This is a genomic window from Paraburkholderia sartisoli, from assembly GCF_900107685.1.
Taxonomy (GTDB): Bacteria; Pseudomonadota; Gammaproteobacteria; order Burkholderiales; family Burkholderiaceae; genus Paraburkholderia; species Paraburkholderia sartisoli.
The window spans coordinates 155,361-175,098 of record NZ_FNRQ01000008.1; the positions used below are offsets into that span (position 1 = coordinate 155,361).

Here is a 19,738-nt window from a genome sequence, read left to right on the forward strand (position 1 = left end):
GCGGCCCGTCTTTTTTTGTTTAGACTAGAAATGTCAGCCGGCCGCGCCGGAAACGCCAGTCTCAGGAGTTGTCATGCCGCACACTCACTACACCACGCTCATTTCCGCCACGAATCTTGGGGAACGGCTCGCCGCCGCACCGGGCAGCGTGCTGGTCTTCGATTGCCGCTTCGATCTCGCCGATACGGCCGCAGGCGAAACGGCATATGCCGCAGGACACATTCCCGGCGCGCAGTATCTGCATCTCGATCGCGACCTGTCCGGGCCCAAAACGGGCTCCAACGGACGCCATCCGCTCCCTGAGCGCGCGAAGTTCATCGAGACGCTCGTCGCGCACGGGCTTACGAACGGCCAGCAGGTAGTCGCGTACGACGCTCAGGGCGGCATGTACGCCGCCCGTTTGTGGTGGCTGCTGCGCTGGGTCGGGCACGATTCGGTCGCGGTACTCGACGGCGGCCTGGACGCCTGGCAGGCGGCAGGCCAGCCGTTGACGAAAGACATACCGGCAAAAACGAAGGGCAATTTCACGGCTGGCGCGCCGCTGTCGGTAACCACCGACACGCAGGCGATCCAGCGCAATCTGACCACGCACGAACTGACGGTGGTCGACGCCCGCGCACCCGACCGGTATCGCGGCGAAAACGAAACGATCGACCCTGTCGGCGGCCACATTCCCGGCGCGCTGAACCGCTTCTTCAAGGACAATCTCACCGCCGACGGCCGCTTCAAGCCAGCACATACCCTGCGCGAGGAATTCGGTGCGCTGCTGCCCGCGACGGCGCCCGACCGCGTCGTGCTGCAATGCGGCTCGGGTGTGACGGCCTGTCACAACCTGCTGGCGATGGAAATCGCCGGGTTGCACGGCGCATCGCTGTATGGCGGTTCGTGGAGCGAATGGGTGGCCGACCCATCGCGTCCGGTGGCAACAGGTCCGAAGCCTTGAACAACGTGTGAAGGTGAAGCGCCATTGCCATTGCTCCAGCGCGATGGCGCCTGTTGCGTCAGGCCACGCCGTGCTGCCTGAACCACGCTAACGCACGCCGCCAGCCGTCTTCCGCGTCGGCCTTGCGATAGCTCGGCCGGTAGTCCGCGAAAAACGCGTGTCCGGCATCGTCGTAGACGACAATCTGTGATCCGCGCGCCGACTCGGGCCCTTGGGCAATCGCCGCTTTCATCTTGTCGAGCGTGTCCTGCGGGATGCTCTGGTCCTGCCGCCCAAAGAGACCCAGCACGGGCACACGCAGGTCGCCGACGCGATCGAGCGGGTTCGTCGGCTGGGCGGCGTTCGGTGTGCCAACCACGCGTCCGTACCACACCACCGCCGCCTTCAAACGCGGATTGTGCTCCGCATAGAGCCACGCAATCCGGCCGCCCCAGCAGAAGCCGTTGATGCCAACCCGCTTCAGATCGCCGCCATGCTCGCCCGCCCATGCGACGGTCGCGTCGAGATCGCTCATGACCTGCGCGTCCGGCACCTTGCTCGCGATGTTGTCGTTGATCTGCTGTATCGACGTGTATGCCGTCGGGTCGCCTTCGCGCTCATACAGGTTGGGCGCGATCGCAAGGTAGCCGGCCTTGGCGAAACGGCGGCAGACGTCGGCGATATGCTCATGCACGCCGAAAATCTCATGGATGACGATGATCACCGGCAGATGCGTCTTGCCCTTCGGCTGCGCGCGATACGCCGGTACGATCGTGCCGCCCGAGCGCACGGCGATCTCGCCGGCTTCGAGCCCTTCGTCATCGGTATGGATGGTCTGTGCCGAGACCGGCATCACGGCGGCGGCGAAACCCGTGCCGAGCGCGGCCTTGATGAAGGTACGGCGATCGAAGGGAACGTGGGGCACCAGACTGTCGACATCAGGTTTCAGCATGCGAGCTCCTTGTGTACACGGCAAGGGAAAGACGACGGCAACCATATTGCATGGGACCGGAGTAAGTGCTTTGCATGGGATCGGAGTAACGCGCTAAAGCGCGAACTCCGATCGACAGCTGAAGCGCCAACTCTGGTCGACAATATACAACTGTCGTCCACCCTGCCGCAGAAGCCGCCGGCCCCGTCGCGGAGCGTGGGGAAACTCAGTGAAGCTTGACGCGTGGCAGCGTCGAGCGGCGCAGCCAGTGTGCGAACGTATCGAGCACCATCCGCGGATAGCCGTGCAGCGCGGCAATATGCAGACGATAGAGCGACATGTACATGAAGCGCGCGAAGAGCCCTTCGATCAGCATGTTGCCGCCGATCACGCCACCCATCAGGTTGCCGACAGCGCTGAAATGCCCGAGCGACACAAGCGAGCCGAAGTCGCGATAGGTGAATTCCGGCAACGGGCGGTTCTCGAGACGCGCCGCAAACGACTTCATCAGAAAGCTCGCCTGCTGGTGTGCCGCCTGCGCGCGCGGCGGCACGTTGCGCTCGTTGCCCGGCCACGCACACGCCGCGCAATCGCCAAGCGCGAAAATGTTGTCATCGGTTTCCGTTTGCAGCGTGCGACGTACCCCGAGCTGGCCCAGCCGGTTCACCGGCAAACCGTCCAGTTCGCCAAGGATCGGAGGCGCCTTGATGCCGGCGGCCCATACGGTCAGGTCGGCGCGAATCGTTTTGCCGCTCGCGGTTCGCACGATACCGGGCGCCACTTCCGCGACCGTCTCGCCGATCATGACTTTTACGCCGAGCCGCGTCAGCAGTTCGGCGGTGGCCGTCGAAACACGCTCCTGCAGCGCGGGCAGAATGCGCGGGCCCGCTTCGATCAGCACGATGCCGACGTCATGACGCGGATCGAGCTTGTGCAACCCATACGCCGACAAAACCTGCGCCGTATTGCGCAGCTCGGCCGACAATTCCACGCCGGTCGCGCCGCCGCCGACAATCGCGACCTGAATGCGCGGTTCCGTTAAACCCGACGTGTCCGGCCCGGACTCGACGCGCTCATGCACCTGATGCTCCGCGCGCATGCAGGCCGCGATGAGGCGCTTGCGAAAGCGCTCCGCCTGGCTCACGGTATCGAGCGCGATCGAATATTCAGGCGCGCCCTTCACGCCGAAGAACGCAGTCGTGCTGCCGATCGCGATGATCAGCGTGTCGTATTCGAGGTCGCGTGGGGGCAGCAGTTCGGCGCCGTCGTCGTCCGCGACGGCCGAGAGCGTGATGCGCTTCGCCGCGCGGTCGATCCCGGCCAGCTCCCCCTGCTGGAACTCAAAGCCATGCCAGCGCGCCTGTGCGGCGTATTCGAGTTCCTGCGTGAACGGATCCATGCTGCCTGCCGCCACTTCATGCAGAAGCGGCTTCCAGATATGCGTGGGATTGCGGTCGACCAGCGTCACCTGCGCTTTTGCCGCACGTCGCTTACTGGGTGAAGCGTAGCGATCACCCAGACGTGTCGCCAGCTCAAGACCACCCGCCCCGCCACCAACGATAATGAAACGATGCATCGAGACTCTCCGTGCTAACCGGGGGTTGTGCGTCGCGGACGGCGCATGCTGCCAGTAACACGCCGTCCATTACGGATTGTCTGCGACTAGTGTGCTTCGTCACAAGCTGTCAAATCACATGTGTGACATGCGCACGACGCTATCGTCCAGCGCGGGCGCCAGCCCGTTGCCTGGTCAATGCGCTTCTTCCCAGTTCGCGCCGGCGCCCACTTCGGCGACGAGCGGCACCTTGAGTTCGGCCACGCCGCACATGAGTTCGGGCAGGCGTTTGCGTACCTCGGGCAGTTCGCTGTCGGGCACTTCGAGGATCAGTTCATCGTGAACCTGCATGATCATCCGCGTGTCGATCTTCGATTGTTCGATCCAGTCCTGCACCGCGATCATCGACAGCTTGATGAGGTCGGCCGCGGTACCCTGCATCGGCGCGTTGATCGCCGCGCGCTCCGCCGCCTGACGACGCGGGCCGTTGCCCCCGTTGATCTCCGGCAGCCACAGGCGCCGCCCGAACACCGTTTCGACATAACCCTTCGATTTGGCGCTCAGACGCGTTTCGTCCATATACCGCGCGACGCCCGGATAACGCTGGAAATAGCGGTCGATATACAGCTTCGCCGCGTCGCGCGTGATGCCGAGGTTGGACGCGAGGCCGAACGCACTCATCCCGTAGATCAGGCCGAAGTTGATCACCTTCGCGATGCGGCGCTGGTCGTTCGAGACTTCGATCGGCGTCACGGTGAACACCTCGGCAGCGGTCGCCCGGTGGATGTCCTCGCCCTGCGCGAACGCGCGCAGCAACGACTCGTCACCGGAAATGTGCGCCATGATGCGCAGCTCGATCTGCGAATAGTCGGCCGACACGAGTTTGTGTCCGGGCTTCGCGATAAACGCTTCACGAATACGCCGACCTTCGGCCGTGCGAACCGGGATGTTCTGCAGATTCGGATCGTTCGACGCAAGCCGGCCCGTGACCGCGACGGCCTGCGCGTAGTTCGTATGCACACGGCCCGTCTGCGCGTTCACCATGCGCGGCAGCTTGTCGGTGTAGGTCGATTTCAGCTTCGACAGACCGCGATGTTCGAGCAGGATCTTCGGCAACGGATAGTCTTCGGCGAGCTTCTGCAGGACTTCTTCGTCCGTCGAGGGCGCGCCGCTCGGCGTTTTCTTGACGACCGGCAGCTCCAGCTTCTCGAAGAAAATCTGGCCGATCTGTTTCGGCGAGCCGAGATTGAATTCGCCGCCGGCAAGCACATACGCTTCGGCTTCGAGTTCGATGAGACGCGTCGCGATCTGCCCGCTTTGCACGCGCAGCTTTTCGGCGTCGATCAGCACGCCCGTGCGCTCCATCTTGCGCAACACGCGGGACGTCGGCAGCTCGATCGCGCGATAGACGTGATCGAGGTCTTTCTCCGCGGCGACTTGCGGATACAACGCCTGATGCAGACGCAACGTGATGTCCGCGTCTTCGGCGGCGTACTCGGCGGCCGTTTCTAGCGCGACTTCGTCGAAGCCGATCTGGCTCGCGCCCTTGCCCGCCACCTCTTCGTACTTGATCGTCTTCAGACCGAGATGGCGCAGCGCGAGATTGTCCATGTCGTGCGGGCGATGCGACTCCAGCACATACGACTGCAGCAGCGTGTCGTGCTCGATGCCGTTCATCTCGATGCCGTAGTTCGCGAGCACCTGCTCGTCGTACTTCATGTGCTGGCCGACCTTCTTCCTGTCGGCGCTTTCGAGCCACGGCTTGAGCTTCGCGAGCACTTCATCGCGCGGCAGTTGCACCGGCGCATCCGGCCCGCGATGCGCGACCGGAATATAGGCGGCCTTGCCCGGCTCGACCGCCACCGACAAACCGACGAGCTGCGCCGTCATCGGATCGAGCGACGTGGTTTCCGTATCGAACGCGGTGATCCCAGCAGCTTCGATCTTCGCGAGCCACGCGTCGAACTGTTCCCACGTCTGCACCGTGTCGTATTCGCGCTCGCCTGGTGCCTCGATGGTCGGCGCGGGCGGCTCGTCGGTCTGGGGGCCTTCCATCGTGTCGGCGATTTCCACCTCGCGCAGCCACGTCTTGAAGCCGTGGTGCGTGAACACGTCGCGCAGTTCGTCGCGCGATTCCGGTCGCGCCGGCAGCGTGTCGGCGATCGACACGACCTGGTCCGCCAGGTCGCAGTTCGTGTCGACCGTGACGAGCTTTCTCGCCATCGGCAGAAAATCGAGCGCCCGACGCAGATTGTCTCCTACCGCACCTTTAATTTCGTCCGCATGTGCAACGATGCCATCAAGCGTTTCGTATTGCGCGAGCCACTTGATCGCTGTTTTCGGGCCGCACTTCTCGACGCCAGGCACGTTGTCGACGGTATCGCCGATCAACGACAGATAATCGACGATCCGCTCCGGCGGCACGCCGAACTTCGCGAGTACGCCCGCGCGGTCGAGCGTTTCGTTCGTCATCGTGTTGACGAGGGTGACATGATCCGTCACGAGTTGCGCCAGGTCTTTGTCGCCCGTCGACACGACCACGTTCATGCCGTGTTTTTCGGCGGCACGGCACAGCGTGCCAATCACGTCGTCGGCCTCGACGCCTTCGATCATCAGAAGCGGCCAGCCCAGCGCGCGCACGGCGACGTGAATCGGCTCGATCTGCTTCGACAGGTCCTCGGGCATCGAAGGACGGTTCGCCTTGTAGTCCGGATACCAGTCGTCGCGAAACGTTTTGCCCCTGGCGTCGAACACGCACGCGCTATACTCTGCGCTAACTTCCTTGCGCATGCGGCGAAGCATGTTGATCATTCCGTACAGCGCACCCGTTGGTCCGCCGTCGGGACCACGCAGATCAGGCATCGCATGGTAGGCTCGGTACAGGTAACTCGAACCGTCTACCAGTAGCAGGGTCTTACCTTCCAGCCCAGTTACCAGCCTGGCATTCCGATCAGTTTCAAGGACTCGTTCTTCGGGCATTATGAACAAAAGAAAAGTGATTCCGAGTCTGCGATCACTCGCAGATCAAGAGCGCGCGACAGCCAAGAAGGCCCGCGCATCGTGGCAGATGTTCACGATTATGGCAGAGTTTATCGAGGCGACCGAGTACCTCTCGGAGATCCGCCCGGCTGTCAGCATCTATGGTTCAGCGCGTCTGAAACCGAACTCGCCGTATTACAAACTCGCCACGCAGATCGCGCGAAAACTGTCCGACGCGGGCTTCGCCGTGATCTCCGGCGGCGGCCCCGGCATCATGGAAGCGGCCAACAAAGGCGCGCATGCGGGCAAGGCGCCTTCGGTCGGCCTGAACATCGAACTGCCGCACGAGCAATCGGGCAACCAGTGGCAGGACATCTCGCTGCGCTTTCGCCACTTCTTCACGCGCAAGGTCACGTTCGTGAAGAACTCGGACGCCGTGATCGTGATGCCAGGCGGCTTCGGCACACTCGATGAACTGGCTGAGGTGCTCACGCTGATCCAGACGAAGAAGTCGCGTCACGTACCGATCATTCTCGTCGGCGGCGAGTTCTGGCGCGGGCTGCTGGGGTGGTTCAAGGAAGCGCTCGTGCCAATGGGCCTCATCAATCCCGACGACATGAACCTGATGCAGGTGATCGACGAACCCGAGCAGGTGCTCGAAGCCGTGCTCGCGTTCTACGAAGATCGCGACGAAGGCGAACATCCTCCGTCGAAGTCTGAAGAAGACCGCATGTTTTATCTGTGATGCCGATGGGCGGCCGCGTGCCGCCCTGTTCGTGTGTTCGTGATCTTCGCGGCTTTGCGGGTCACGTTCTCATGCAGGGCCGGCCTGCGACTCGAGCCAGCGGCAGAACTGCGCGACGAGCGGAGCCTCGGCCACCTCGCGCCGCGCGACCCACCAGTAACCGCGCGCATCGATGCGCGGGCCGTCGAGCGGCAATACAAGTCGCCCCGACGCCAGTTCCTCCGACAGCAGCGGCAACGGCCCAAGCGCCACGCCAAGACCGTCCACCGCGGCCTGTAACGCCAGATAGAAGTGATCGAACGACTGCTTCTTGCGGCACTTCGCCTTGACGCCCGCGGCGGCGAGCCAGTTGCGCCACGCATCCGGGCGCGTATCCGAATGCAGCAGCACGTGCTTCGCGAGATCGTCGGCGATGTGGATCGGCGAGCGTTGCAGCAGTGCCGGACTGCACACCGGTATCTCCGTCTCCTCCAGAAAGTGACCGCTCGCGCAGTTGGCCCAGTGCGCCGGTCCGCGCCGCACGGCTACGTCGAAGTTCTCCAGCGTTTCAACGGGCGTATTCGATGTCGAGAGACGCAACTCCACGCTGGGCGCAATGCGCTGAAACTGGTTGAGGCGCGGCAACAGCCACTTCATCGCGAAGGTCGGCAGCGCGTTCACCCGCAGCACATGCACGACACCCGTGTCGCGCAGCTGCTCTGTCGCGATCGCAATGCTGTCGAACGCGGCCTGCACGGTGGCAAGGTAGCGGCGCCCGTCGTCGGTGAGCCGCACGCGCTTGCCGTTGCGATGAAATACCTGCACGCCGACCCACGCCTCGAACGCCGCCACCTGACGGCTGATTGCACCGTGCGTCACATGCAGTTCGTCCGCGGCGGCGGTAAAGGTTTCGTGCCGCGCGGCGGCTTCAAACGCGCGCAGCGCGGAAAAGGGAGGAAGTTCACGGGCCATGCTTGTGATTCTAGATCACAAGGCGACGCTCTAAAAATCGTTTTGCGAGGCGTGTGAAGCGCGATAACCTCGACAGCTTCAGACCTCACCCGCAATTGCACATGAATCACGACACGTCCGCCGCCAGCCCCGCGCCGCCACCAGGGCTGGCCGCCCTGTTTCTCGGCTTTCTCAACCTCGGATTCATCTCGTTTGGCGGCGCGCTGCCGCACGCGCGGCGCATCGTCGTCGAAAACCGGCGCTGGCTGACGCCGGCCGAATTCACCGACCTGCTGGGCCTGTGCCAGTTCCTGCCCGGCGGAAACATCATTAACCTTTCAGTTGCGATCGGCATGCGGTATCGGGGGCTATCCGGTGCGCTGGCTGCGCTGCTCGGCCTGATCGCGGGCCCTTCGATCGTGGTGATCGCGCTCGGTGTGCTGTACGAACACACGCAGAACGACCTGCACGTGAAGCATCTTTTCGCCGGACTCGCCGCCGCTGCGGCGGGGCTTCTGGTTGCGATGTCCCTGAAAATCCTGGTGCCGTTGCGACGCAGTCCCGTCGCGGCGATCATCGCGGTGCCGGGCTTCATCGCGATTGCGATCATGCATTTTCCCCTGCTCCCGACGATGCTCGTTCTCACGGCGCTTAGCATCGTGGTCGCCGTGAGGGCCGCATGATGACCGACACCCTCGTCTCGCTCGCCATCATTTTCGGGCAGCTTTCGCTGCTTGCATTCGGCGGCGGCAATACGATTCTTCCCGAGATGCAGCGGCAGGTGGTCGACGTGCATCACTGGATGCCGGCGAGCGAATTCAGCGCATTGTTCGCGCTTGCGCAGGCCGCGCCAGGCCCGAACCTGATGGTGGTGACACTCGTCGGCTGGCACGTTGCGGGATGGGCCGGCATGCTGGTCGCGTCCATCGCGAAGTTTGGACCTTCTTCGATCGTGACGATCCTCGCGTTACACGCATGGGAGCGCTTCAAGGACCGGCCGTGGCGCACGATCGTGCAGAAGGCGCTGGTGCCCGTGACCGCGGGCATCGTCGCGGCGAGCGCCATGCTGATCGCGCAGGCGTCCGACACGACGTGGATCGCGTGGGCCACGACAGGCGTGTGCGCCGTGCTCGCGTGGCGCACACGTATCCATCCGTTATGGCTGCTGGCCGCCGGCAGCCTGATCGGGCTGACGGGGTTCGGCCAGCTTTGATCCACACGTTTCCCGCGCGCGTTGCAAACGGCGCTGAATAACGCGTTACTGGAACGCGACCTCGGCGAAACTGCGAAGCTTGCGGCTGTGCAATCGATGCAGTCCGTTCGTGCGCAGTATCTCCATCGCCTTGACGCCGATCCGCAGATGCTGGTCGACCTGGCCTCGATAGAACTGGTCCGCCATGCCGGGCAATTTCAGTTCGCCATGCAGCGGCTTGTCCGACACGCACAGCAGCGTGCCGTACGGCACGCGGAACCGGAAGCCGTTCGCCGCGATCGTCGCGCTCTCCATGTCGAGCGCGATCGCGCGGCTTTGCGACAGGCGCAGCACCGGTTCGCGGTGGTCGCGCAGCTCCCAGTTGCGGTTGTCGACGCTCGCCACCGTGCCCGTGCGCATCACGCGCTTCAGTTCGGTGCCCTCGAGCTTGGTGACTTCCGCGACTGCACGTTCCAGCGCGACCTGCACTTCCGCGAGCGCCGGAATCGGCACCCATAGCGGCAGGTCGTCGTCGAGCACGTGATCTTCGCGCACATAGCCGTGCGCCAGCACGTAGTCGCCCAGTCGCTGCGTGTTGCGCAAACCGGCGCAGTGGCCAAGCATGATCCACGCATGCGGACGCAGCACGGCGATGTGATCGGTGATCGTCTTCGCGTTCGAGGGCCCCACGCCGATGTTGATCATCGTGATGCCGCTGCCGTCGGCGCGCTTCAGGTGATATGCGGGCATCTGCGGTAGACGCGGTGGCGCACTGCCCTCGTCCTGCTGCTCGTCGATGTTCGCGTTGTACGTGACCACGTCGCCGGGCTCGACAAACGACGTGTATTCGCTGCGATACGCGCGCAGGTCTTCGTCGTCGGTGGCGGCCATCATCGTGCGGCCGAGCTTCACGAACTCGTCGATATAGAACTGATAGTTCGTGTACAGCACGTAGTTCTGCACGTGCGTGGGCGAAGTCGCGGTGTAGTGCTTCAGACGATGCAGCGAGAAATCGACGCGCGCCGCCGTGAACAGCGCGAGCGGATACGGCTCGCCCGGCGGCGGTTCATACGTGCCGTTCACGATGCGATCGTCCAGCAGCGCGAGATCGGGCGTGTCGAACACGTCGCGCATCGCGAGCAGATGGTCGCGATCGAGGTCGCCTTCCAGGTGAATACCTTCGGCAAACGCGAAATGAATCGGAATCGGATACTGCGACACGCCGACTTCGATTGCGACGTGATGGTTCTTCGTGAGCAGGCGAAGCTGCTCACGATAGTAGTTACCGAACAGGTCCGGGCGTGTAACAGTCGTTTCGAAGCTGCCAGGGCCCGCCACGAAACCATACGAGCGGCGCGAATCGACGTGCGTGTTGACCTCGGTGCGAATGCGCACGAACGGGTAGCACGCGCGCACGCGGCGCTCGAACGGCTCGTTGCGGCGATAGCGCGCGAACGCGTCGCGCAGGAACGACGTGTTGGCTTCGTAAATGGCGGACAGACGCGCGACCGCTTCGGCGGCGTCGTCGAATGACTCGGTCGGGAAGTCGCTGGCGGGCGTCTGCACAGTGCGCGGGTTCGTGTTGTTGTTCATCTTCATCGCCTCATTTGATGAGATGACATTACCACGGAAATTACGCATCCAGATGTGGCGACCCGCACGCGAAAAGCGTGCTGAAAAACCCGGCGGGCGGCGCGAAAGCAGCGCAAAATAAGGCGATCACGCCCTTCTGGCAGGTCGGATTTGCTAGAATCGGGGCACCTACCCGGAGAATTACCATGAAGCCGCTCCTTCCCGTCGCCGTTGTGCTGACGCTCGCCCTTGGCGGCGTCGCGATGGCCGCGCAGCCTGCCGTCGACGCCCAGGCTGCCGCCGAGGCCCACGCCGCCAACGAACGGGCCGGCTTGCCGGATCTGGAGGCGATCAACCGTCCAGCCGCGGAAGTCAGCTCCAAGGTGGAAATCAACCAGCCGCGCACGCCGAGCTTCCACGAACGCAGTGGCAACGGCACCGAAATCACCGAATACCGCGACAAGGGCAAGCCCGTCGAAATCGACGTGCGTTCGAATTTCGGCACGCGCTACCAGATGAGCGCACCGCTCGACACGTCGCCGCAGGTGCGTGACAACGGTCGCGCCAGCACGCGCCTGCCATCGGTCAACCTGCATTACTGATCGTGGAGCGGCAGCGCGCGTGCGCTGCCTGCATGCCTGGATGGCACGCGTAACACATGTTATGCGCGCCGGCTTCCGGCTCCGTCTGCCGCCGTTCTGAATGTACTGGCCACATGCGCCAGTCCGACCAACCTGATTCCACCGTTCCCGCATGGCCGTCTTCACCGCTGTCACCGACACTCAACTCGCTCACTGGCTGCGTCATTACGATCTCGGCGAAGCCGTCGATTTTCGCGGTATCCAGTCCGGCATCGAAAACAGCAATTTCTTTCTGACGACGACGCGCGGCGATTACGTCCTCACGATTTTCGAAAAACTGACGGCTGGACAATTGCCGTTCTATCTGGATCTGATGCGCCATCTGGCGGCCCACAAGGTGCCCGTACCCGACCCGATGCCGCGCGATGACGGCGCGCTGTTCGGGTTGCTGCACGGCAAGCCCGCGGCGATCGTCACGCGCCTTGAGGGCGCGCCGGAACTCGCGCCGCGCGAGGAGCACTGCGTCGAAGTCGGCCAGATGCTGGCGCGCATGCATCTCGCCGGGCGCGATTTCCCGAACCATCAGCCGAACCTGCGCAGCCTCAACTGGTGGCGGGAAACCGTGCCGGAGGTGCTGCCGTTTCTGACCGGCCCGCAACGCGAACTGTTGAGCACGGAACTCGCCCACCAGCAAGCGTTCTTCGCCTCGGACGACTATGCCGCGCTGCCCGAAGGCCCGTGCCACTGCGATCTGTTCCGCGACAACGTGCTGTTCGCGCATGCGGCGCCTGAAAGCGGGCACGACGTGCGCCTTGGCGGCTTCTTCGACTTTTACTTTGCCGGCTGCGACAAGTGGCTCTTCGACGTCGCCGTGACCGTGAACGACTGGTGCGCCGATCTCACGACAGGCGCGCTCGACATGCCGCGCGTCGAGGCGATGCTGCGTGCGTACCAGACCGTGCGTCCGTTCACCGCGCAGGAAAACCGTCACTGGGGCGACATGCTGCGCGCGGGCGCGTACCGTTTCTGGGTCTCGCGCCTTTATGACTTTTACATGCCACGTGCAGCTGAAATGCTGAAGCCGCACGATCCTGGCCATTTCGAACGCATTCTTCGTGAACGCCTGTCCGGCGTTGCACTTCCAGGCATCCACACTCCATGCAACTGATCGAAGTTCCCGCGAAAACCGGCTACGTCTGGTTCCGGCAGGGTATCTGGCTGTTCCGCAAGAATCCGCTCGCGTTCCTGACGCTGTTCTTCACGTATCTGCTCGCGATGATGCTGATCTCGCAGATTCCCGTCATCGGCGGGATTCTGCCGCTCGTGTTCATTCCGGGCGTGGCGGTCGGCTTCATGGCCGCGTGTCGCGACACGATCGCGGGCAAGCCGGTTTTCCCGACGATCCTCGCCGACGGCTTCCGCTCGTACGGCAGCACCGCCGCGAAGCGGCTCGCCGCGCTCGGCCTCCTGTACGTGGTGGCAATGGCGCTCGTGCTGGGCGGCTCGGCGCTCGCCGACGGTGGCACGTTGCTGAAGGTAATGATCGGCGCCTCGGCCATGGAGCCGGAGGCGATGGCCAGCAGCGATATTCCGCTCGGCATTCTGGCCGCGCTCGCGTTCTACATTCCGGTCGCGATGCTGTTCTGGTTTTCGCCCATCCTGATTACGTGGCACGAAGTGCCGCCCGCGAAAGCGATGTTCTTCAGCCTCGTGAGCTGCTGGCGCAATCGGGGCGCGTTCATCGTGTTCGGCGCGCTGTGGTTCGCGATGGCGATCACCGTTTCGCTCGGGCTGTCCACGCTGATGCAGGCGCTCGGCGCCGGGGAATACGCGTTTGTCGTGCTGATGCCCGCGACGATCGTCGTCACGACGATGCTGTACTGCTCGTTTTACGCCACGTATCGCGGCTGCTTCGGCATTCAGTCGCCTGAAACGCCGGACTCACCCACCACGCCAGCCGCCTGAAACCGCGCCGCTGCGGCGTGCAGTCCACTGGAGACCGCGCCCACGGCGCACCGGATCGAGCCGCCCGCACCGGAGCGGCTCGCCGCCGCGGGGTAACTCACACCACCCGCAAAGCACTCGCAAGCCATTCACGATTGATGCACAATGATTTGCGCGCGATTGATTAGCGCACACTTTCTGGACGGTAAGCACCATGACCCAGCGCCCGGCTTTCCCTTTCACGCTCGACGAGCAACTGTGCTTCGCGCTCTATTCGACTTCGCTTGCGATGACGAAGGCGTATAAGCCCATCCTCGAAAAACTCGGCCTGACCTATCCGCAATACCTGGCCATGCTGGTGCTCTGGGAATCCAACGACATCACGGTCAAGGACATCGCTACCCGCCTGAATCTCGATTCGGCCACAGTCACACCGCTGCTCAAGCGCCTCGAAACGCAGGGTTACATCGAACGCGTACGCGGGGTGAGCGATGAACGGCTCGTCTATATCCGGCTCACGAAGACGGGCACGGCGCTCAAACGCACCGCCCGTGAAGTGCCGGCCGAAATCTTCTGCGCGACGCAGCAGACGCCCGAATTCCTCCTCAAACTGCGCGATGACCTGACGCGCCTGCGCACCACGCTCAACGACTACAACGAAAGCTAGCCACCTTAGGCCTGGCATCGCGTCGAAAAAATATCGAAATTAGTTTGCACGCTAATGATTAGTGTACTATCTTAACGACATGCCAGATCGATGGCGATCGCCACCCACTGCGTGGCACCTACTTTCAAGGAGCAACATCATGAGCGTACTTTACAAGGCAACGGCAACGAGCACCGGTGGACGTGATGGCCGCGCGGTATCGTCGGACAAGGTGCTGGACGTGAAACTGGCCGCACCGCGCGAACTCGGCGGCAACGGTGCCGAGGGCACGAACCCGGAGCAACTGTTCGCAGCCGGCTATTCGGCGTGTTTCCTGAGCGCGATGAAGTTCGTCGCTGGCCAGCGCAAGCAGGCGGTTCCGGCGGATACGACCGTCACGGCAGAAGTCGGGGTCGGCCCGAACGACAAGGGCGGCTTCGCACTGGATATCGAACTGCGCGTCTCGCTGCCGGGCCTTGCCGCCGACGCAGCACGTGAACTCGTCGACGCTGCTCACCAGGTGTGCCCGTATTCGAATGCAACGCGCAATAACGTGGCAGTGCGCCTGCAGATCGTCTGAGCGTAGCCTTACGTTGCAGCGTGCAGTAAAAGAATGGCGCGATTTTCCGGCACGGTGCCCGAAGGGCGCCGTTCAGCTTCGAGGGTGTCGTCAGTTGGCGAACGCGATCTCATCAGCGTTGGCTGCTGACGACGCGCGCTGCGCATCCAGGCGTTACCGTGCAGGGCCGACGTACCCATGAAATGGATCCGTGCGCCGGGGCTGGCGGAAAGCTGGACAGCTGAAAAATGGAGCGTGACGTTGGGGAAAAACGATTCGTCACTGGCGGTCGATCATGCCGAAGCGCGTCAGTCCACGCTGGCCCGCTTCGGAAAGTGACCTGATACTGCAGCAAAGCTCTACTACAAAGGCACGAAGCCTGGCACTGAAATAAAGCTTAGTGCTGGCTCATCCACGACGGCTGACGGCGAGCCGCTTCGCGATCCAGCTTGCGCATGCGGAATTCGAGGTCGTGCAGATCGGTGGCTTCGGAGAGGTATTGGTCGCCGTATTCCTTGGCGATCTGGTCGGGCGATTTCGTCAGGAACAGGAAAAGGCGGGTCAGCAGATACATGGTCAACTCCTAAAAATGATCAAGGGTTTTTACCTAGTGGATAACACCTATTATAGGGAAAACCCTGATCATCCGCCATGTTTACCTGATGCGACCGTTGGACGCGCGCTACGCCTGTCGTGCAGCCGCCGCGGGCAAGGGCGCGCGAGCCGGTGCGGCTTCGGCTACGCGGCGCTGATAGCGGAAGAATTCCCACAGCAACGCACACGCATTCGGCCCTTTTGACGAGTGGAACGGTACGGCGTCGTCACCGCCACTCCACGCGTGTCCGAGGTCCTGCACGCGACACAGGCGCACCACGCGCCGGCCACCCTTGATGTAGTCGCGCGTCATGACACCGTCTTTCCGCTCCTCACGCACCTCGCCGACGCGCAGTTCGCCGCTCGCGTCGAGCAAGTCGTTCAGGCGCGCGAATTGAACCGCGAGCTGCTCGGCATTTTCCGGCGCCACGACGTGATCGGAATCGCCGTGAACGATGATCGCCGGCATGCCAGGATAGGCTCCGACATCGACGGCGGCGTCGACGAGCATAACCGGATTCTGGCGGGCTCCGCGTCGCATCACATCCATCGCGATGATGCCCGAGCGCGCTTCGCCCATTGCCGGACCGGAGTGCAGACCGACCGCGGCGAAGCGCTCGGGATAAAGGAGCGCCAGCAGCGAGGCGAGCCCGGCGCCGGCCGACATACCCGCCACATACACACGCTCCCCATCGAACTGGTGGGTCGTCACCAGCGCATCCACGAGCGAGACCACCGCGCGGGCCTCCGCGCCGCCCGCCTGCTCGCTGGCGTCGTACCAGTGCCAGCAGCGATGGGCGTGAACATGCTTCGACTGCTCCGGATAGACGACCGCAAAGCCGAAGCGATCGGCAAGCAGGTTCATGCGCGTGCCTTCGGCGAATTCGTCGATCGACTGTTTGCAGCCGTGCAGCATCACGACGAGCGGCAGGCCCTCGAGCGCGCGACCCGGCGGAACATACAGGCCGTACGACAGATGATTGACGAGACGCCCCGGCGCCACCGGCGCGGAATGAAATGCGCGCGTCCAGTCGCCGCCCGCCCATGCGGCGGCGCGCGGCCGCACCCGCGATTCACGGGCGCCGGCGCGCGGCAGGTCGCGGGTTTTGGTGGTGCGCAGTTTCGCGGACGGTTTCGCGATCGGGCGCGCAGGTCTTGCTGCACTGCGTTTGAGCGATTCGCGGGTTTGCTTCGTTTGTGCGGCGATCAGCCGCTTGAGACCGCCCATCCAGAGTTTCGACAGACTTTTTGCCATCGGATCAACCTCGTAAAAAGGGACCGTTTCAGGCCAGAATGAGTGGGATGTTGTGCAACGCACAATAACACCAATCCCCGTAGCATGCTGAAAGATGCTGAGAGCCGGCCCACTCCGCCCTGGCCATCTGCCGGTTGCGAGCGTCGGTATGCCGCGACCACGTCACCCTCACTCACTTTATACTTGCAGCTGTCGGACCGCGCGCTTAAGGCCGTCCGGTGTCGCCCGTCTGTTCGGCAACACACGCTCCCCGCTTCTTCACGCTCACTTTTTGCCGGATTCGCTGCGCTCACCCCGCAGCAGTTGCCATGCCTGATCTGCCTCTTCGTCTGTGGTACTCGATTACCAGCCTCGGTGGCGCCGGCCTCACGCTGCCGCTCGCGATCGCCATCGCGCTGTGGCTGGCGGTCGGCTACACGTGGCGCCTGGCGGCGTTGTGGCTCGGGTTGCTCGGCGCGGCGATCGGCGTCGTCACGCTCACCAAGCTCGCGTTCCTCGGCTGGGGCGTCGGCGTGCGCGCGCTGGATTTCACCGGCGTCAGTGGACACGCCATGCTCTCGACGGCCGTCTATCCCGTCGCCCTCTTCCTGATGCTGCTGCCCGCGCGCGGATCGATCCGCCTCGCCGGCGTGCTGCTCGGGCTCGCCGCCGGCATCGCGGTCGGACTTTCCCGTGTGGTGCTCGTCGCGCATTCGCCTTCGGAGGCCATCACGGGCTGTCTCGTCGGCGCGGGTGCGGCGCTGCTGTTCGTGCGCGCCGCCTGGCACGCGCGCCCGGGTCAGCTATCAGCGGCCGCGGTGGCGCTCAGCCTCGTCGCGCTGACGGTCAGCCTGCATGACGTCCGCGTGCCGACACAGCGCTGGGTCACCCACATCGCGCTCAAGGTATCCGGTCATGAGCGGCCGTTCGTGCGCGCCCGCTGGAAGGCGGGCCACCACCACCCGCCCGCGCCGGTTTCGCGTACGCACGACACCTCGCTTTCTCCGCCAGCCGCAACCGACGCGTAATCCCCATCGACGTTCTGCGTGGCGTATGTGGCCGCCGATATCTTCAGCATCCACACCGTTATAGCCGTAGCTATATTACGATAGCGTTTTTCAACGCTCTTCCGGCTCGCACCGGACCTCTGAACCCATGTCGATTTCCCTTCGCCGTCTGCTGAAGCACGCGCTTGTCACCGCGAGCGCCGTTTCCATCGCGATCTGCGCCAACGCACGTGCCGACGAGCTGGTCGTCTCGGCGGCGGCCAGTTTGACGAACGCGTTCAAGGCCGTCGGCGAGGCGTTCGAGAAGCAGCATCCGGGCACGAAAGTGCTGATGAATTTCGGCGCGTCCGATGTGTTGATGCAGCAGATCGTGAAGGGCGCGCCCGCCGACGTGTTCGCCTCGGCGGACCAGAAAGCGATGGACAAGGCCGTCGAACAGAAGGTCGTGGTGCCGTCGACGCGCCAGGATTTCGCGGCGAATTCACTCGTGCTGATCCTGCCGTCGGACAGCAAATTCGCGCCCGCGAACCTGCGCGACCTCACGGCCGCCAACGTCAAACGCATCGCGTACGGCGATCCGGCTTCGGTGCCGGTCGGCCGCTATACCGAGGGCGCGCTGAAGTCCGCCGGTGTGTGGGACGCCATCAGCGCGAAGGGCGTGCTTGCCGCAAACGTGCGTCAGAGCCTCGATTACGTCGCGCGCGGCGAAGTCGACGCCGGCTTCGTATTCGGCACCGACGCCGCGATCATGCCCGATCGCGTCAAGGTAGCGCTGACCGTGCCGACGCAGACGCCCGTCACGTATCCGGTCGCGCTCGTCGAAGGCAGCCATCACGCGGCCGATGCGCGGGCGTTCATCGCGTACGTGCTGTCGCGGGATGGCCAGGCCGTGCTCGCGAAGTACGGCTTCAAGCCCGCCCACTGATCCAGACGCCGACGTTCACCCACGTCATGGAACAGGCCTGGATTCCGCTTCTGCTCTCGCTGAAAGTCGCGGGCTGGGCGACCGCGCTCAACCTCGTGTTCGGCGTCGCGGCCGGCCTCGCGCTGGCGCGCTGGCGCTCGGCCGCGCGCGACGTCGTCGATTCGCTGCTGACGCTGCCGCTCGTGCTGCCGCCCACCGTGCTCGGCTACTACCTGCTCGTCGTACTGGGCCGGCGCGGCACGATCGGCGGCTGGCTCGACAGCCTCGGCATCCGGCTCGTGTTCACGTGGCAAGGCGCGGTGATCGCGTCGATGATCGTCGCGTTTCCGCTCGTGCTGAAGTCGGCGCGCGCGGCGTTCGAATCGGTCGATCCGCAACTCGAACGCGCCGCGCGCACGCTCGGCGTGAGCGAAGCCGCGATCTTCTTTCGCGTGACGCTGCCGCTTGCCACGCGCGGCATTCTTGCCGGCACGCTGCTCGCGTTCGCCCGCGCGCTCGGCGAATTCGGCGCGACGCTGATGGTTGCGGGCAATCTGCCCGGCCGCACGCAGACGCTTTCCGTCGCTGTCTACTCAGCCGTGCAGGCTGGCGACGACAGCACCGCGAATTTTCTCGTGCTGGTGACATCGGTGACGTGCGTCGTGATCCTGCTGCTCGCGGGCCGGCTCGTGCCGCAGCACTCGCTTTTGACCTCGCGCTGACATGACGCTCTCAGTCGACATCCGCAAGACTTTCGTGACCGCCGAGCGCCGGTTCACGCTCGACGTCTCGTTCGCGACGACAAACCAGCGGGTCGTGCTGTTCGGCCCGTCGGGCGCGGGAAAGAGCCTCACGCTGCAGGCGATCGCGGGCCTTCAGCGTCCCGACGAAGGCGCGATCGTCCTCGACGGCGAGCCGCTTTTCGACGGCGCGCGCGGCGTCGACCTGAAGCCGCAGTCACGCAAGGTGGCCTATCTGTTTCAGGATTACGCGCTGTTCCCGCATCTGAACGTGCGCCAGAACATCGCGTTCGGGCTGCATTCCGGCTGGCTCAACCCGCGGGCGCGCGTCCATCATCCGGAAGTCGATTACTGGCTGAAGGCGCTCGATCTGACCGGCGTCGCGGGCAATCATCCGGTGCATCTTTCGGGCGGGCAGAAGCAGCGCGTCGCGCTGGCGCGCGCGCTGGTGTCGAACCCGCAACTGCTGCTGCTCGACGAGCCGTTTTCCGCGCTCGATTACGCGCTGCGCCAACGCATGCGCGCCGAACTGTCGGATCTGCAGACCCGCCTCGACATTCCGATGCTGCTGATCACGCACGATCCCGATGACGTCGCCGCGTTCGGCGACCAGGTCGTGCATGTGGTGGACGGCCGGATTCAACCGCACACGGCCTTCACCGGCTACGCCCGCACGGTTTATTGACTTGACGACGTGCCGGGT

The 19,738-nt window shown here is 64.0% G+C and carries 21 protein-coding genes; 14 read left to right on the forward strand and 7 right to left on the reverse strand.

Translation table 11 applies throughout. The features are described from left to right. Positions 1-73 precede the first annotated feature (73 nt). Positions 74-943, forward strand: a complete 870-nt coding sequence (locus BLV45_RS22365; protein WP_090536636.1) for a sulfurtransferase — start codon at positions 74-76, stop codon at positions 941-943. Positions 944-1,001: 58 nt separating this feature from the next. Here BLV45_RS22365 and BLV45_RS22370 read toward each other — a convergent pair whose 3' ends face one another. The 3 genes from BLV45_RS22370 to polA all read right to left on the reverse strand — a co-directional run bounded on the left by BLV45_RS22370 (position 1,002) and on the right by polA (position 6,387). Next, complete coding sequence (locus BLV45_RS22370) at positions 1,002-1,874, reverse strand: dienelactone hydrolase family protein (protein ID WP_090536638.1); 873 nt, start codon at positions 1,872-1,874, stop codon at positions 1,002-1,004. Positions 1,875-2,079: 205 nt separating this feature from the next. Further along, positions 2,080-3,429, reverse strand: a complete 1,350-nt coding sequence (locus tag BLV45_RS22375) for an NAD(P)/FAD-dependent oxidoreductase (protein WP_090536640.1) — start codon at positions 3,427-3,429, stop codon at positions 2,080-2,082. A gap of 174 nt (positions 3,430-3,603) precedes the next feature. Next, positions 3,604-6,387 carry a DNA polymerase I gene (gene polA / locus BLV45_RS22380; protein ID WP_090536642.1) on the reverse strand — a complete coding sequence of 928 codons (2,784 nt, stop codon included), beginning with the start codon at positions 6,385-6,387 and terminating at the stop codon, positions 3,604-3,606. Between the two features lies 1 nt (position 6,388). Here polA and BLV45_RS22385 point away from each other — a divergent pair, with 1 nt between their 5' ends. Then, complete coding sequence (locus BLV45_RS22385; protein ID WP_090536643.1) at positions 6,389-7,132, forward strand: LOG family protein; 744 nt, start codon at positions 6,389-6,391, stop codon at positions 7,130-7,132. A gap of 69 nt (positions 7,133-7,201) precedes the next feature. Here the strand turns inward: BLV45_RS22385 and BLV45_RS22390 are convergent, their stop codons facing one another. Continuing rightward, a complete protein-coding gene (locus BLV45_RS22390) occupies positions 7,202-8,083 on the reverse strand; it encodes a transcriptional regulator GcvA (protein WP_090536645.1) in 882 nt (293 codons plus the stop codon). A 101-nt stretch (positions 8,084-8,184) separates the two neighbouring features. On the opposite strand from BLV45_RS22390, the gene BLV45_RS22395 reads away from it, so the two are divergent. Then, a complete protein-coding gene (locus BLV45_RS22395) occupies positions 8,185-8,745 on the forward strand; it encodes a chromate transporter (RefSeq protein WP_090536647.1) in 561 nt (186 codons plus the stop codon). Next, the gene (locus BLV45_RS22400; RefSeq protein WP_090536823.1) at positions 8,745-9,275 is read left to right on the forward strand and encodes a chromate transporter; all 531 of its coding nucleotides are present in this window, start codon (positions 8,745-8,747) and stop codon (positions 9,273-9,275) included. The genes BLV45_RS22395 and BLV45_RS22400 overlap by 1 nt, the downstream gene beginning before the upstream one ends. Positions 9,276-9,320: 45 nt before the next feature. Here the strand turns inward: BLV45_RS22400 and BLV45_RS22405 are convergent, their stop codons facing one another. After that, a complete protein-coding gene (locus tag BLV45_RS22405; RefSeq protein WP_090536825.1) occupies positions 9,321-10,847 on the reverse strand; it encodes an AMP nucleosidase in 1,527 nt (508 codons plus the stop codon). A 185-nt stretch (positions 10,848-11,032) separates the two neighbouring features. Here BLV45_RS22405 and BLV45_RS22410 point away from each other — a divergent pair, with 185 nt between their 5' ends. The 6 genes from BLV45_RS22410 to BLV45_RS27645 all read left to right on the forward strand — a co-directional run bounded on the left by BLV45_RS22410 (position 11,033) and on the right by BLV45_RS27645 (position 14,895). Continuing rightward, positions 11,033-11,428 carry a hypothetical protein gene (locus tag BLV45_RS22410; protein WP_090536649.1) on the forward strand — a complete coding sequence of 132 codons (396 nt, stop codon included), beginning with the start codon at positions 11,033-11,035 and terminating at the stop codon, positions 11,426-11,428. A 151-nt stretch (positions 11,429-11,579) separates the two neighbouring features. Continuing rightward, positions 11,580-12,575, forward strand: a complete 996-nt coding sequence (locus tag BLV45_RS22415) for a homoserine kinase (RefSeq protein ID WP_090536651.1) — start codon at positions 11,580-11,582, stop codon at positions 12,573-12,575. Then, the gene (locus BLV45_RS22420) at positions 12,566-13,372 is read left to right on the forward strand and encodes a BPSS1780 family membrane protein (protein ID WP_090536655.1); all 807 of its coding nucleotides are present in this window, start codon (positions 12,566-12,568) and stop codon (positions 13,370-13,372) included. Before BLV45_RS22415 ends, BLV45_RS22420 begins: the two co-directional genes overlap by 10 nt. 193 nt (positions 13,373-13,565) lie before the next feature. Then, positions 13,566-14,018 (forward strand): MarR family winged helix-turn-helix transcriptional regulator, encoded by a 453-nt coding sequence (locus BLV45_RS22425; RefSeq protein WP_090536657.1) that lies wholly within the window; start codon positions 13,566-13,568, stop codon positions 14,016-14,018. 139 nt (positions 14,019-14,157) lie between these two features. Continuing rightward, entirely contained in the window at positions 14,158-14,577 is a 420-nt protein-coding gene (locus BLV45_RS22430) for an organic hydroperoxide resistance protein (RefSeq protein ID WP_090536660.1), read from the forward strand. 177 nt (positions 14,578-14,754) lie between these two features. Beyond that, positions 14,755-14,895 (forward strand): hypothetical protein, encoded by a 141-nt coding sequence (locus BLV45_RS27645; RefSeq protein WP_176954229.1) that lies wholly within the window; start codon positions 14,755-14,757, stop codon positions 14,893-14,895. A gap of 58 nt (positions 14,896-14,953) precedes the next feature. Here the strand turns inward: BLV45_RS27645 and BLV45_RS22435 are convergent, their stop codons facing one another. Together BLV45_RS22435 and BLV45_RS22440 are read right to left on the reverse strand one after the other, a co-directional pair. Continuing rightward, entirely contained in the window at positions 14,954-15,130 is a 177-nt protein-coding gene (locus BLV45_RS22435) for a DUF3563 family protein (RefSeq protein ID WP_090536662.1), read from the reverse strand. Between the two features lie 108 nt (positions 15,131-15,238). Further along, on the reverse strand, positions 15,239-16,405 hold the full coding sequence (locus BLV45_RS22440) for an extracellular catalytic domain type 1 short-chain-length polyhydroxyalkanoate depolymerase (protein WP_090536663.1): 1,167 nt from the start codon (positions 16,403-16,405) through the stop codon (positions 15,239-15,241). 308 nt (positions 16,406-16,713) lie between these two features. Between BLV45_RS22440 and BLV45_RS22445 the strand changes: the two genes are divergently transcribed. The 4 genes from BLV45_RS22445 (at position 16,714) to BLV45_RS22460 (ending at position 19,720) form a co-directional block, all read left to right on the forward strand. Further along, positions 16,714-17,412, forward strand: coding sequence for a phosphatase PAP2 family protein (locus BLV45_RS22445; protein ID WP_090536666.1), 699 nt, complete (start codon positions 16,714-16,716; stop codon positions 17,410-17,412). Between the two features lie 127 nt (positions 17,413-17,539). Continuing rightward, a complete protein-coding gene (gene modA, locus BLV45_RS22450) occupies positions 17,540-18,316 on the forward strand; it encodes a molybdate ABC transporter substrate-binding protein (RefSeq protein WP_090536668.1) in 777 nt (258 codons plus the stop codon). A 26-nt stretch (positions 18,317-18,342) separates the two neighbouring features. Beyond that, a complete protein-coding gene (gene modB / locus BLV45_RS22455; protein ID WP_090536671.1) occupies positions 18,343-19,017 on the forward strand; it encodes a molybdate ABC transporter permease subunit in 675 nt (224 codons plus the stop codon). 1 nt (position 19,018) lies between these two features. Further along, on the forward strand, positions 19,019-19,720 hold the full coding sequence (locus BLV45_RS22460) for an ATP-binding cassette domain-containing protein (RefSeq protein WP_090536673.1): 702 nt from the start codon (positions 19,019-19,021) through the stop codon (positions 19,718-19,720). The last annotated feature ends 18 nt before the right edge of the window (positions 19,721-19,738 follow it).